General features: G+C 48.3%; 12 protein-coding genes. 7 read left to right on the plus strand and 5 right to left on the minus strand.

Annotation, left to right across the window (positions count from 1 at the left end; all coding sequences use genetic code 11):
- The first annotated feature begins 36 nt into the window (after nt 1-36).
- Both QMZ65_RS01290 and nifJ read left to right on the plus strand, forming a co-directional pair.
- Nucleotides 37-693, plus strand: a complete 657-nt coding sequence (locus tag QMZ65_RS01290) for an MgtC/SapB family protein (RefSeq protein WP_034821327.1) — start codon at nt 37-39, stop codon at nt 691-693.
- Nucleotides 694-829: 136 nt separating this feature from the next.
- Nucleotides 830-4,357, plus strand: coding sequence for a pyruvate:ferredoxin (flavodoxin) oxidoreductase (nifJ, locus tag QMZ65_RS01295; RefSeq protein WP_283215245.1), 3,528 nt, complete (start codon nt 830-832; stop codon nt 4,355-4,357).
- 37 nt (nt 4,358-4,394) lie between these two features.
- On the opposite strand, the gene QMZ65_RS01300 is transcribed toward nifJ, so the two are convergent.
- Nucleotides 4,395-4,595 carry a DUF2767 family protein gene (locus tag QMZ65_RS01300; RefSeq protein WP_034821329.1) on the minus strand — a complete coding sequence of 67 codons (201 nt, stop codon included), beginning with the start codon at nt 4,593-4,595 and terminating at the stop codon, nt 4,395-4,397.
- A gap of 615 nt (nt 4,596-5,210) precedes the next feature.
- Here QMZ65_RS01300 and QMZ65_RS01305 point away from each other — a divergent pair.
- Nucleotides 5,211-5,603, plus strand: coding sequence for a YgiW/YdeI family stress tolerance OB fold protein (locus tag QMZ65_RS01305; RefSeq protein WP_097117058.1), 393 nt, complete (start codon nt 5,211-5,213; stop codon nt 5,601-5,603).
- A 482-nt stretch (nt 5,604-6,085) separates the two neighbouring features.
- On the opposite strand, the gene QMZ65_RS01310 is transcribed toward QMZ65_RS01305, so the two are convergent.
- The 3 genes from QMZ65_RS01310 to umuD all read right to left on the minus strand — a co-directional run bounded on the left by QMZ65_RS01310 (nt 6,086) and on the right by umuD (nt 9,174).
- Nucleotides 6,086-6,250 carry a hypothetical protein gene (locus QMZ65_RS01310; protein WP_176505720.1) on the minus strand — a complete coding sequence of 55 codons (165 nt, stop codon included), beginning with the start codon at nt 6,248-6,250 and terminating at the stop codon, nt 6,086-6,088.
- Nucleotides 6,251-7,489: 1,239 nt separating this feature from the next.
- The gene (gene umuC, locus QMZ65_RS01315; RefSeq protein WP_160832981.1) at nt 7,490-8,752 is read right to left on the minus strand and encodes a translesion error-prone DNA polymerase V subunit UmuC; all 1,263 of its coding nucleotides are present in this window, start codon (nt 8,750-8,752) and stop codon (nt 7,490-7,492) included.
- Nucleotides 8,752-9,174 (minus strand): translesion error-prone DNA polymerase V autoproteolytic subunit, encoded by a 423-nt coding sequence (umuD, locus tag QMZ65_RS01320; protein ID WP_097117057.1) that lies wholly within the window; start codon nt 9,172-9,174, stop codon nt 8,752-8,754. Before umuD ends, umuC begins: the two co-directional genes overlap by 1 nt.
- Nucleotides 9,175-9,274: 100 nt before the next feature.
- Here umuD and QMZ65_RS01325 point away from each other — a divergent pair, with 100 nt between their 5' ends.
- From QMZ65_RS01325 to QMZ65_RS01340, 4 genes are all read left to right on the plus strand, one after another.
- The gene (locus tag QMZ65_RS01325; RefSeq protein ID WP_160834697.1) at nt 9,275-9,628 is read left to right on the plus strand and encodes an SH3 domain-containing protein; all 354 of its coding nucleotides are present in this window, start codon (nt 9,275-9,277) and stop codon (nt 9,626-9,628) included.
- A 20-nt stretch (nt 9,629-9,648) separates the two neighbouring features.
- On the plus strand, nt 9,649-10,869 hold the full coding sequence (locus QMZ65_RS01330; RefSeq protein WP_283215246.1) for an ISL3 family transposase: 1,221 nt from the start codon (nt 9,649-9,651) through the stop codon (nt 10,867-10,869).
- Nucleotides 10,870-11,249: 380 nt separating this feature from the next.
- Complete coding sequence (locus QMZ65_RS01335; protein ID WP_097117055.1) at nt 11,250-11,471, plus strand: DUF2116 family Zn-ribbon domain-containing protein; 222 nt, start codon at nt 11,250-11,252, stop codon at nt 11,469-11,471.
- Nucleotides 11,472-11,760: 289 nt separating this feature from the next.
- The gene (locus QMZ65_RS01340; protein WP_166935051.1) at nt 11,761-11,931 is read left to right on the plus strand and encodes a hypothetical protein; all 171 of its coding nucleotides are present in this window, start codon (nt 11,761-11,763) and stop codon (nt 11,929-11,931) included.
- A gap of 1,525 nt (nt 11,932-13,456) precedes the next feature.
- Here the strand turns inward: QMZ65_RS01340 and QMZ65_RS01345 are convergent.
- A complete protein-coding gene (locus QMZ65_RS01345; protein ID WP_283215247.1) occupies nt 13,457-13,663 on the minus strand; it encodes a hypothetical protein in 207 nt (68 codons plus the stop codon).
- Nucleotides 13,664-13,712 lie beyond the last annotated feature (49 nt).

Below are 13,712 nucleotides of genomic sequence, written 5' to 3' on the forward strand. Positions count from 1 at the left end.
GAAACAATCTTATTTATCAATGCATAAGGAGGAATCATGCTAACAGACATGTTGATCCGTATTGCGCTCGCCGGCATTTTGGGTGGATTGATTGGCCTCGAGCGTCAGATGCGCGCCAAAGAGGCCGGATTACGCACCCACATTTTGGTGGGCATTGGCAGTGCCATGTTTATGCTAGTGTCAAAGTATGGCTTCGCCGACATGCTTGATAGTGATCACGTGGCGCTGGATCCCAGCCGAATTGCCGCACAGGTGGTGAGTGGGATGGGCTTCCTCGGCGCCGGTACCATCATCATCCAAAAACAAGTGGTCAAGGGTTTAACCACCGCCGCAGGTTTGTGGGTCACCGCCGCGATTGGCCTGGTGATTGGTAGCGGCATGTATGAAATCGGTATTTATGGCACGGTGCTAGCGCTGGTGGTGTTAGAAACTTTCCGTCGCATCAGTCATTGGCTGATTGGCCGCCATCACACGCTAATGGTGCACCTTAAACCCAAAAGCGTGCCGCTGGTGTTGCTGGTGCTGCAACGCGAGAATATCCGTTACGGTCACATTGCTGTGGTAAATCGGGATGAGGAGAATGGCCTGTGTGAACTCAGCGTTGAGGTGACATTGTCACGCAGTGCCGCTATTCACACCATCTACGATAAAGTGATGGAAATCAAAGGCGTTCAATCATTAGAAATGATGTAAAAACCAACAACCTTAGATGGCAGTGCGCTCACCTGTCGCCACCACACAGATGAAAAAGTCCAACCAAATTGCTTTGTTAAAGTGAATTATTACCCCCGTAAAGTTTCGGGTTTCTCAGCGTAGCAAAGGACGATTTATGATTACCGTCGACGGCAACGGTGCGGTGGCTTCGGTCGCTTTCCGCACCAGTGAAGTGATCGCCATTTATCCCATCACGCCCAGTTCCACCATGGCGGAACTGGCCGACAGTTGGTCTGGCGAAGGTCGCCGCAATATCTGGGGTGATATCCCTCGCGTGGTGGAGATGCAGTCAGAAGGCGGCGCGATTGCTACCGTGCACGGTGCGTTACAAACCGGCGCCCTTTCCACCACGTTCACGTCATCGCAGGGCCTGCTGCTGATGATCCCGACGCTGTATAAACTCGCCGGGCAGCTGACACCGTTTGTCCTGCATGTTGCTGCGCGAACTGTTGCCACGCATGCGCTGTCGATATTTGGCGATCACTCTGATGTGATGGCGGTGCGCCAGACCGGTTGCGCACAACTGTGTGCTTCCAGCGTGCAGGAAGCGCAGGATTTCGCGTTGATTTCTCAGATGGCTTCACTCAATAGCCGCGTGCCCTTTATCCACTTCTTCGACGGTTTCCGCACCTCACATGAAATCAACAAAATCGTTCCTATTAGCGATGAAACCCTGCAAGCACTGATGCCAGCACAAGCGATCGCAGAACATCGTGCACGCGCATTGACGCCGGATCGTCCAACCATTCGCGGCACCTCCGCCAATCCTGATACCTATTTCCAGTCACGCGAAGCCACTAATCGCTGGTATGACGCCTGCACCGGCCATGTTGAAGCCGCTATGGACGCGTTTGCCGCTAACACCGGTCGCCAGTATCAGCCGTTTGAGTTTTATGGTCATCCGCAGGCTGAGCGCGTGATAGTGATGATGGGGTCGGGCTGCGGCACCGCCGAAGAAGCGATTGATGTTCTGTTGCAGCGCGGCGAAAAGGTCGGATTGGTGAAAGTGCGCCTCTATCGTCCGTTCTCAGCGGCGCATCTGATCAAAACGCTGCCTGCTTCGGTTCAGCGCGTGGCGGTGCTGGATCGCACCAAAGAGCCCGGCGCAATGGGTGAACCGCTGTTCCTGGATGTGATGACCGCACTGGCTGAAGCCTTTAGCCGGGGTGAACGCCCGACCCTGCCGAAAGTGATCGGCGGACGCTACGGTCTGTCATCGAAAGAGTTTGCCCCTGATGCCGTGCTCGCTGTGTTCCGTGCGCTGCAGCGTGAACAACCGCCTGCGCGTTTCACCGTGGGTATTTATGATGATGTCACGCACTTATCGCTGCCGATGGAGGCCAACATCGTGCCGAACCGGGCGCGACTGGAAGCGCTGTTTTACGGCCTCGGCAGTGACGGCAGCGTGAGCGCCAGCAAAAACAACCTGAAGATCATCGGCAATGCCACGCCGTGGCACGTGCAAGGCTATTTCGTTTATGACTCGAAAAAAGCGGGCGGCCTGACTGTTTCCCATCTGCGCGTCAGTGAACATCCCATCCAGTCGGCTTATCTGGTGCAACAGGCTGATTTTATTGGCTGTCATCAACTGCAATTTATTGATAAATATTCGATGCTTGACCAGTTGAAACCGGGCGGCATTTTTCTGCTGAATACGCCTTATGCCGCTGATGAAGTCTGGTCACGCCTGCCGCAGGAAGTGCAGAGCCAGCTTAATGACAAGCAGGCGCGGTTTTATGTCATCAATGCGGCGCGTATTGCGCGTGAATGCCAGCTCGGTGCGCGCATTAATACCGTGATGCAAATGGCGTTCTTCCAGTTGACGCAGATTTTGCCCGGCGACAGTGCATTAACCGAACTGCAAAACGCCATTGCACGCAGTTACAGCAGTAAAGGCGAGGAGCTGGTGCAGCGTAACTGGCAGGCGCTGGCGATGGCTCAACAGGCGCTGGAAGCGGTGCCGCTACAGGCGGTTGATCAGCAAAGCCCGCACCGCCCGCCGGTGGTATCCGATAGCGCACCGGATTTTGTCAAAACCGTCACCGCCGCCATGCTGGCAGGATTAGGCGACAAATTGCCGGTGTCCGCACTGCCGCCAGACGGCACCTGGCCCGTTGGCACCACACAGTGGGAAAAACGCAACATCGCCGAAGCGATCCCCATCTGGCAACCCGACCTGTGCACGCAGTGTAATCACTGCGTAGCAGCCTGCCCGCACGCGGCGATTCGCGCTAAAGTCGTTGCGCCTGAAGCCATGGACTCCGCGCCTGAATCACTCGCTTCTCTCGACGTCAAATCACGCGATATGCGCGGCCAGAAATACGTGTTGCAGGTGGCACCTGAGGATTGTACCGGCTGTAATCTGTGTGTCGAAGTGTGCCCGGCCAGCGATCGCCAGCACCCGGAGATTAAAGCCATCAACATGCAATCCCGTCTTGAGCATGTTGAAACTGAAAAGGTGAATTACGATGCGTTTCTTGCGCTGCCGGAAATCACGGCGGAACAGCTGGAACGCATTGATATTCGCACCTCACAACTGATCACCCCGCTGTTTGAGTATTCAGGCGCCTGTTCCGGCTGTGGGGAGACGCCGTATATCAAGTTGCTGACGCAGCTGTATGGCGATCGCCTGTTAATTGCCAACGCCACCGGTTGCTCATCCATATATGGCGGTAATCTCCCCTCCACCCCTTACACCACTAACGCTGAAGGACGCGGACCGGCATGGGCCAATTCCCTGTTTGAAGATAATGCTGAATTCGGGCTCGGTTTCCGCCTGAGCGTTGATCAGCAGAAACAGCGTGCGCTACGTCTGTTAGATCAGTGTGCGCCACAGTTGCCTGACGCTTTAGTGGCAGCATTGAAAGAGGAAAATGTCCTGCCCTCTGTTCGTCGCGAGCAAATCGTTGAACTGCGTCAGCAGCTGGCGGCTTCATCATCAGCGCACGCAGGCGAATTGCGGGTTATCGCCGATGCGCTGGTGGAGAAATCTGTCTGGCTGATTGGAGGCGATGGATGGGCCTATGACATCGGCTATGGCGGTCTTGATCATGTGATGAGCCTGAGCGAAAACGTCAACGTGCTGGTTCTCGACACCCAGTGCTATTCCAATACCGGCGGACAAGCCTCCAAAGCCACGCCGCTCGGCGCAGTCACCAAGTTTGGCGAGCAAGGGAAGCGCAAAGCACGTAAGGATTTAGGCGTTGCCACCATGCTGTATGGGCATGTGTATGTGGCCCAAATTTCGCTGGGCGCGCAGTTGAATCAGACGGTGAAAGCGATTCAGGAAGCGGAAGCCTGGCCCGGCCCATCGCTGATCATCGCCTACAGTCCGTGTGAAGAGCACGGTTACGACCTCGCCTACAGCCATGAGCAGATGCGATTGTTGACCACCAGCGGATTCTGGCCGCTGTATCGTTATGACCCTCGACGTGCAGAACAAGGTAAAGCGGCACTGGCGCTGGACTCTCGCCCGCCCACCTCGGTGCTGGAAGAGGCATTGATGAACGAGCAGCGTTTCCGCCAGTTGCAAACCCGTGAACCGGAAGCCGCCGCGCAGATCTGGCAGGATGCAACCGAAGCCGCCAATCAACGCTATCAAAGACTGGCGGAAATGGCCGGTAAAGTAGAGAAAAGTGACTAAATGAACTAAGCCCGGCGCGCTGGCCGGGCTTAATGATTTAACAGGGTTGAAGCTGAATAATTGCCATCTCAACCGCGCGATTGGGCGAGCCGGTTAACTCCCGATAGCGCAGTTGCAGATTACGCAATTCTGTCGCTACCACCTCTTTTTCTGTTGCTGATCCACGCTGTGCCAGCTCGAGATAACATTGCCCGACTAGCCGGCACGCTTCTTCAAAAACCATGTCGTACGTTTGCATCTGCCTCTCCTCACCTTTAGAAACTAAAAAAACACTTCATCCATCCTGTCAGGCAGCGATGCGCACAATCTTTACCCAGATCAATAAATGGGCATATTGTTCTGGCAAAGTGTGCGGTTTTATCGCAGGAATCCTTGAAAAGAGATCACATCAGACTGGCATTCGCCTGCGCAATCCGTACCATACGCACTCATGTCATAAGGGTTCATTGCCGCTGAAGCTTTATTCAGCCGCCAACGACCCTTGCGTTCATTCTCAAGCGTGAAAATAATGTCAGAAAATCAAGAAGTAACCAAAAAGAACAATATAATCTGAAGACATAAGACAGTTACTACAAGTTCTTGGCAGTAATGGATAGCCTTGATATTTCATTCGGTTAGAATATTGCATAAGTACGCAGTTTTACACTGACCGCCAATGACAATGCCCCATTTAGTGCTCTGAAAAAGATATTTGCCCCTGATTTCGCCCCTCGTTTATCTCCCTGAATAGATCGTTAGCTCCCACAATCGCTGCATTATTAATCTTTATGAAACATCAAAACTATGTGCGCATCAGTTATTTTTCCTAAGTTGTGCCAGGCTTAGAGTCGATGCCTCATTAATGGAGATTAAAATGAATAAAGTTGCCTGGCTCGCAGTAATGTTACCTCTCAGTTTTGGCGCTTGTGCTGAAACCGGCGGATTTGAAGCGGGTAAAACACCACCTCCTCAGAGCAAAGAAGATGCAGGTTATAAAGGATCCGAAGACACCGCGGAAACACCGATCACACTGATAAAAGATTTCCGCCAGGGCGGTTATGTCACTCTTGAAGGTTACATTGTTAAAAAAGTGAAGGGCAACATTTATCAGTTTCGTGATAGCACGGGCACAGTAAACATTGACGCTCCAGAGGCTACCTTTAAAGGCAAAACCTTCAATTCTGAAGATAAAATCCGCGTCAGTGGCAAGGTGTTTGGCAAAGGTAAAAATGCGCATTTAAAAGTTTCACGTATAGACGAACCCTGATAAGTAAACGATGGCCCCGCTCATTAAGGGCAGGGGCCTGACCCCTTAATAGCTAGCGCTAGCTCAAACGGCTAGAGTGTGCATCCATAAAATCCCGTGGTTGAAAGCCTGACACCTTCAGCACATACCGAATAAGTTCAATACTACTTTCAATAAACGTCCATCTCTCCCGCTTTAGATTACATGATGGCAAACCTGGTATTTAATGATTGCGAATCTGACTATAGCAAGCTGAATAAAGGATTTTGATTGTTTAACTTTGCTCCTGGTGTAGAGGTAAACTTCACTCGGTTAAGCTAATTATTTTATGGTGTTAGGCCACTAACACTGCTTAGTTTTATCTATGGCAAAGCAGGCATTACCTTAAAAAATTTACTTAGTCATGACTTAATCTTACCGCTTCGCATGCAATCCCATTATCACAGTCTAAACTCTGTTTTATCGCTACCACTTTCCTGTGATATCGATAAAACTCCGTTTGATCATGATTCGCACTCTTTGTGCAGGCCCGGCTCGCCACCAGCTCCGGGCTTTTCTTTTAAATGGAGATTCTCATACACTTCTGTTTTTGAATCTTTCAATATTTCTAAAACGAGCACTAATGGAGCATTTTGAAAAGAGGGTATTAAATCAGAGGTGCTGTACATAAATTAAGCGCACCTTTCCATTTGATGAGAATTTAGCCTTTGAATGCATTTCTGTCCGGTTCAATGCGATTCTTCCGGCTTCAATTGTACTTTTTGAATGACTGTTAGCCAATGCAAGTATTATGTGTTTTTTATTTTCAGGCAATTACAGTGGTGCACAATAACCATATTGACTATACGTTCACTTGCCCCTGACGGGTGTTTTTTTGTACTCAACTGGCAATGGTTGCATCACTACATGCGATACAATGTAAGATGCGTCATATCAGAAAGTACAATCATTATCCCAAAGATTGCCCACGATTAAACTCACCTGTAGTGCGGTCTTTCTTCCTGTATGGTCTACAGTTGTTGGTAAATAAATTCCTCCTGAATGAGAAAACAGGTCCGTATGAGAAACCTGACGATTCCTGCACTAACGACTGTGCTTTTGCTTGCAATAATTTTTCTGCTACAGGCACAATGGATTTCCATGATGTGGTAAAACGCCTTATCATGGCAGAACAATAAAAAAGATAAATGATTATTAGACACTCTCTGCACAGGCTGAACTCAAGGGCATCCTGTGCTTTTTTTTGCGTCAAAGTCTGTGTACTTCATTAAAGAGTCTATTTCATGCTGTTAACGTTAATATCGGATTACTTAAGTAAAAGGCGAAAGATTCTCCACCCGAATTATCCTATCTATCGTTATGTGTCTTTCTTTTGACCTTCTTACACTGCCCCCCTGACTGAATCACCTTCTTCCTGCCATCATCAAACCTCAAAACATCAACTGTTCTCATTCTTTTTGCCGCTTCGCTAGCGTTTAATCAGTTACAGTCTATTTTCAAAAGGTCGCCTTTTACTTCCCTGTTTAGACGACACAACTCTTATTGGAAATGTTTGGCATACATTGATGCCGCCCGGGTGACTGGATTCTCCCGGGCTTTTTATTTACTGCATCAGATTGGCGATCTATCTTGTACCTTTATGGCCGTGACCTCATGAGTAACTACGCCAAGGATAGCCATATCTTCCAGTAAGTCTTCTTCCAGAATCACTCCTTCATCCGTTATTACCCGGTTTGGATGTGTGTATAGGTTTCCCCACTCATACATCCCTAACATATCCAGCAAAACAGTATCACCATCTTCCGGCCGCAGTCGTTCATCAATGATACAGGTCCGCCCCTGAAACTCGACCACATAACATGTTGTGCTTGTGGGTAGCAGCAGTTGAAGAGGATTTAGTAAAAATGTCACCTCGCAACGGGGAGGTCCGAAAAGCGGGTGGTGTAAGCCGGCGACAGCATTTCCCGCTTCATAGCCCATGTTTTCTGCATACCCTGTCCTGCAAACCATAATTTCCCCTTCCCGCTTTGGTTAAGGCCGTCAACGACACGCATCAGCGTTTCACTGTTAGCCTGTGGCTTAAATTCGTCAAAGAGATTGAGCTGAGAAACGCCCTGGCTGTAGAAATCTCCCAGCATAACGCCGGCTTTCATAAAGCGGCATCCATCGAGCCAGATGCGATCCAGTGACTCCATGGCCACGCGGATAATGTCCCGCGTGTCGTTGGAGGGTGTTATCAGCGAGCCCATTGCCTGATTACCGTAAAACGTCTCCCCTACCGCGTGCGGACTGGTTCGGACGAAAACGGCTATCTGCCGGCAGTATTGTCGTTCACTTCTGAGCTTTTCGGCCGCGCGCTCGGCATAAGCACACACCGCCTGACGCATATCCTGGTATTCCGTTATGCGGGAACCGAATGAACGCGAACAGACAATCTGCTGTTTCGTGGGCGCAAATTCCTCCAGCTCGAGGCAGGGTTCGCCACGCAGCTCCCTCACCGTCCTTTCCAGCACCACATTGAAATGCTTACGGATGATGTACGTGCTATGCTCTGAAAGGTCCTTCGCGGTGATGATGCCCATCGCATTCAGCTTTTTGCTAATACGCCTGCCCACTCCCCACACATCCTCGACCTTCACCAGTTCCATCAGCCTGCGCTGGCGCTCAATGTTCGATAAATCCAGCACGCCCCTGGTTTTCGTCCATTTTTTGGCGGCGTGATTGGCCAGCTTGGCGAGCGTCTTAGTGGGTGCTATCCCCACTCCAACGGTCAGATGCGTATCGCGCTTTACGCGCGCGCGAATTTCCCGCCCGTAGTCTTCCAGCACACGGCAATTACGTATCCCGGTCAGGTCCATAAAAGCTTCGTCAATAGAGTAGATTTCAACTGAGGGTGCCATATCTTCCAGAGTGGTCATCACTCTGTTACTCATGTCTGCGTATAAGGCGTAATTGGAACTGAATACCTGAACTTTATGACGCCTGAACTCGTCTTTGAGCTTGAAGTACGGTGCCCCCATAGGCAGCTGCAGTGCTTTCGCTTCTGCCGAACGCGCGATAACACAACCATCGTTGTTAGAGAGGACAACTACCGGCTTGCCACGCAGGTCCGGTCTGAACACCGTTTCACAGCTGGCGTAAAACGAGTTCACATCCACCAGGGCAAACATTAACGGCCCATCGTCTTAATGGAGTGCCGGACAACGCCGAAGATTTCAAACTGGTCGGCATCGGGAATCGGAATGATGGCATGTGCTGCATTCATTGGCTTTAGGTGGAGGACGGGCCGGGTCATCAGTTGCTTCACGGTGAACTCTCCAGAAATTGCAGCCACGATGATGTCGCCATGCTCCGCGTTGACGGAGCTGTCCACCACCAGCATGTCGCCATCGTTAATACCACCCTCGATCATCGAATCACCACTGACCCGGATGAAATAGGTCGAACTGGGATGGCTGACCAACAGATTATTAAGATCCAGCCGCTGTTCGACATAGTCCTGAGCAGGCGAAGGAAAGCCACACGGGACTCTGGCAATAATAAGCGGCAACTCCAGATTGGCGCGGATTTCCGATGGTCTGAAAAACTCCATGATAATAATCCCAATAAACACTGTATGTATAAGGGTCTTCCCCTGTTGTGGTGGCTGTTGTAGGATTTTTGCTGTTTACCGAACAACAGGAGGAGAACACTTGAATAATAATGCTGCTGTTGTCATCAGAGATTACATCTCTGCTTATCCTGACCCCATCGTTATAAAGAAAGACAGTACTGCCTTTATCAGCCATTGTGATCTTGAATATCGCGGATGGGTATGGATAGCGCTTGCCTCCGGTAAAGCTGGATGGGCCCCACAACAAATATTTACTCCCCTCAGTGCAAATGAAGTCGTCTGCCTCGAAGACTATACAGCGCATGAATTATCAGTCAGGTCCGGCGAGCAAATTACTGTTATGAAGTCCCTTAATAGCTGGTACTGGGCGCTCAATGACTCAGGTGAATCTGGCTGGGTGCCAGAAGAATGTGTAAGTATGCCGGGTATCTAATTTTAATCCGGTACGCTCTTATGGATGAAAGATCCCTCTATGCCCACATTCTCAATTTGTCCGGTCCGTGGCAGGTTGAATCCTTGTCCCTTGATGAAAATGCGGGTTCCGTTACTGTCACCGTCGGAATCGCTGAAAATGCGATATTAACCTGTCCTGCCTGCGGCAAATCCTGTCCTGTGCACGATCACCGGCATCGTAAATGGCGCCATCTTGATACCTCCCAGTTCACCACGATTGTCGAAGCCGATGTTCCCCGCATTATGTGTCCGGAGCATGGTTGCCAGACCCTGCCTGTTCCGTGGGCGGGTCCGGGAAGCCGGTATACGCTTCTGTTCGAATCGTTCGTGCTTTCATGGCTGAAAATCAGCACCGTTGATGCTGTCAGGAAACAACTTAAGCTCAGCAGGAATGCGGTTGACGGCATTATGACCCGGGCAGTTAAGCGAGGCCTTGCCCGGATAAAAAAGCCATTATCCGCCCGTCATATGAATGTGGATGAGGTTGCCTTTAAAAAAGGACATCGTTACATAACGGTGATCTCCGATCGCGATGGACGGGCGCTGGCCTTAACGGATGATCGCGGCACAGAGAGCCTTGCCAGCTATCTTCGCACGCTCACTGACGGGCAGTTGCTGGCTATCAAAACGCTCTCCATGGATATGAATGCAGGATATATAAGAGCAGCACGTATCCACTTACCCAGTGCGGTTGAGAAAATCGCCTTCGACCGCTTCCATGTAGCAAAGCAACTGGGCGAAGTGGTGGATAAAACCCGCCAGAATGAACATCCGCACCTCCCTGTAGAAAGCCGGCGTCAGGCAAAGGGAACCCGCTTCCTGTGGCAGTACAGCGATAAGTGGATGACCGAATCCAGGCAGGAAAAGCTGATATGGCTGCGTGCACAGATGAAGCTGACGAGCCAGTGCTGGGCGCTAAAAGAGCTGGCAAAGGATATCTGGAACAGGCCATGGAGCGAGGAAAGACGGAATGACTGGCAGAGATGGCTGGCGCTGGCGGCCAGCAGTGACGTTCCCATGATGAAAAACGCGGCTAAAACGATAGGAAAAAGGCTGTACGGGATCCTGAATGCCATGCGACACAGTGTCTCAAACGGAAATTCGGAGGCACTGAACAGCAAGATCAGGCTGCTGAGGATAAAAGCCAGGGGATACCGAAACCGGGAGCGCTTTAAGCTGGGAGTGATGTTCCACTACGGGAAACTGAATATGGCGTTCTGAGTCTCCCACCATGATCGGGGAAGACCCATTTACACACAGTATTAACGAGTTGGTAATGCTGTTCAAGCCGTACCGCTTGAGACTTTTTAAGCTGATTGAATGCTATAGGAATTAATACGTGAAGGGCATTTGATAAAGGAGATATGGTATGTAAAGAATCTCAATAGCCCATTTCGGCGATGGGTAACCCATGACCGGGAAGGAATATTTAATGCCGGGAATTTGTATGAAAAATCAGCAAATTCAGGCTATTTAAAGCGTTAAACTGCTTATTCATAACAAATGAACTAAGCTGAATGTCTGCGCAGTGAATGGCACCTGAGAACTCAGGCCGAAGAGTGCTCAGTAATACAACATAATGACAATAAGGACTTTAACTAATGGATGACGTGGATCTGGCTCAGGAACGTGAAGAAGCGCATTTAGCGGCCTCTTTGTCTGCCCGTAAGCCGCGCCTGGTAAGCCGAAATGGTAACTGTATCTGGTGCACTGATGAGGCAATAGTGGCTAACACCGCTTTCTGTTCTGCAGAGTGTGGCGAGGACTATCACAAGCATCAGCGTGAGATGAAGCAGAGAATTACTGGTGATTTGATATCTTGAAAAGTATTCACCATAAACACAAAACCCTTTTTATATTGCTTATGTCAGATTAGCTGCTATGCGATTGGAAAATATTACCGCTAAGGCGATGTAGCACTGCCATTAGGAATGATGTCATATTGAACAATAAATTTCTGGCAACCAAAATTATGCCCGTACTTAACGGCCTTTATTACCTGTTAAAATAATTGAAATCAACATTTAATTCTACTCCTGAACTTTGACAGATTTTGTAGAAATTCTATGCTTAATTAGCAACATATCGTTGCCTTACCATGGGAAGCAAATTATGAAAAATTTATTAGGCGGGATGTTCATCATAGCGAGTTTGATTACACTGGCGGGATGCCAGCATGAAAGCCCTGCGGTGGGTAACGATGGCCGCCCACATGCACCGAGTAATGAGTCGGTGCCAGGTGGGCCATTGGGTAAGGGCCCGGTCGGACAACCACAGAGTTAAAACAAACCCTTTGACTAGAATGCTTAACCGCATGAATGTTTTAGTTATGCAGGAAAAACTGGCTTCCCTGCAGTGGTGACTCGACGCATCATTGCTGGCCAGAGATAATTAGGAAAGATTATCTGACACACTTCTCACAGACTGCAGTAATAGCCATCTGTGTTTTTTATTTTCGGATTAGCAATATTTCAGTTACATACTAAACTGTTCCCGTTCCCAGCGGGACGCCATCAATTTAAGGCAAAACTTCTGCCGCCCGGATATCTATCCGGGTTTTATTTCTTCGCGCATGGCTAATCAACACCTTGAGACTCTTCAGCACTACTTGCCTTTGAAATTCATGGCGACAAAACATCTCTTATTTTCAGTGAGTGGCTTTCTGAGACAACCAACTAAAAACAGGAAATGATTTTATTTTAATCGTACTTTCAGAACGTATCAAAGCACTTCAATACATACTGAGGAGGTTTCAAACACCAAGGCCGGGTAGGTTCCTAACTTGGAAATTCAGTATCTGCACGAACACCTTCGAGTTGCTGATAAGTGATGGTGGCAATATCGAAGGGCATTTGAATTTTATCAAAAATACGTTTTTTACACTTTTATAAAAATATACTCCATAGCATCAGGACGAATGAATTTTGAAATAATCGAAAAAACCTTTCAATTCTTAATTAAGATAGACGCAACAAATTTTAATGAATCTGCTTTTTAATTTCGATCAACCGGATTTTTAAATGAATTTAAATATCCTTTTGGCTTGACCGCTGCTCGCGCAGTCTTTTTCGATAATAAATGACTGTATTTAGTCGGCTCTTTATTCTGAAATTGGCATGGTTTATCACTTTTGCCCATCGGGGGTCAACGGTGTTCCGATTATAAGTTTTAAGAGCATCCAGTAAGGTACTCCACTGGCGGGCCTGGTAAGATTTGTCATCCCTCAGGTTAATTCGCATATGCTGTATGGTAGAATCAACCTGCCTTTTGGCTTCCAAAAGACTCAAACCCGACTGATGTGCCGCGGCTATTTTTCTGATCTCAACGACGTAAAACTGCAGGTCAAGTCCGTTTTCTCTCACTAACCCCACCACTCACTGCTAATTATTTTGAATATTAAATAGCAGAAAAAATCAAAAAATAAAGCGAAGCCGTGAATTTAAAAAGTCTAGCTTTTGGAGTAACTATTAGATGCGCAATTTTCAAACTTGACAATTTACTTGATAGTAATCAACTAGTTCAGCGTTAACGACCTGGCACTTTAACTTCACGAGATTGATTTAAATATAAATAATTTGAATCATTCACACTAAATTCATCTAAGAATTTTTATTAAATCATGCTGCTATGTACGGAAGAGTTCAATAGCAATGAAAAAGAAATGTACAATTGATGTCATATTGTATAACTTTGGGCCGCGGCTATCGCCGCATGTAACGAATGGTGCATTGCATCACCTCTGTAAGTGTTTAAGGATTTCCACTTATAGAGGTTTTTTTAGAGTTAATCAATCTAAACAAGCGCAGCTTTAGATTTTAAATTCACCACATGCAAATTTCCCTTCCCCAATTTCATTAGAACTATTTGGCAAGAAGTCATTCATAACGCATAAATCGATTGCTACTTCTTTTTCCTCACTTAGATTTCGACCACGCTTCAACATCTTTTCGTTATGTCGCATATCACCAAATGATTTAGAAATCGTCACAATAAGATAAATTTTATTTATCGACATCCAGCAACACATTAAAGGAGTTTAAGTAAAGATAAAAGACTCGTTTACG

This window comes from Pantoea sp. EABMAA-21 (assembly GCF_030053335.1).
Lineage (GTDB): Bacteria > Pseudomonadota > Gammaproteobacteria > Enterobacterales > Enterobacteriaceae > Pantoea > Pantoea communis.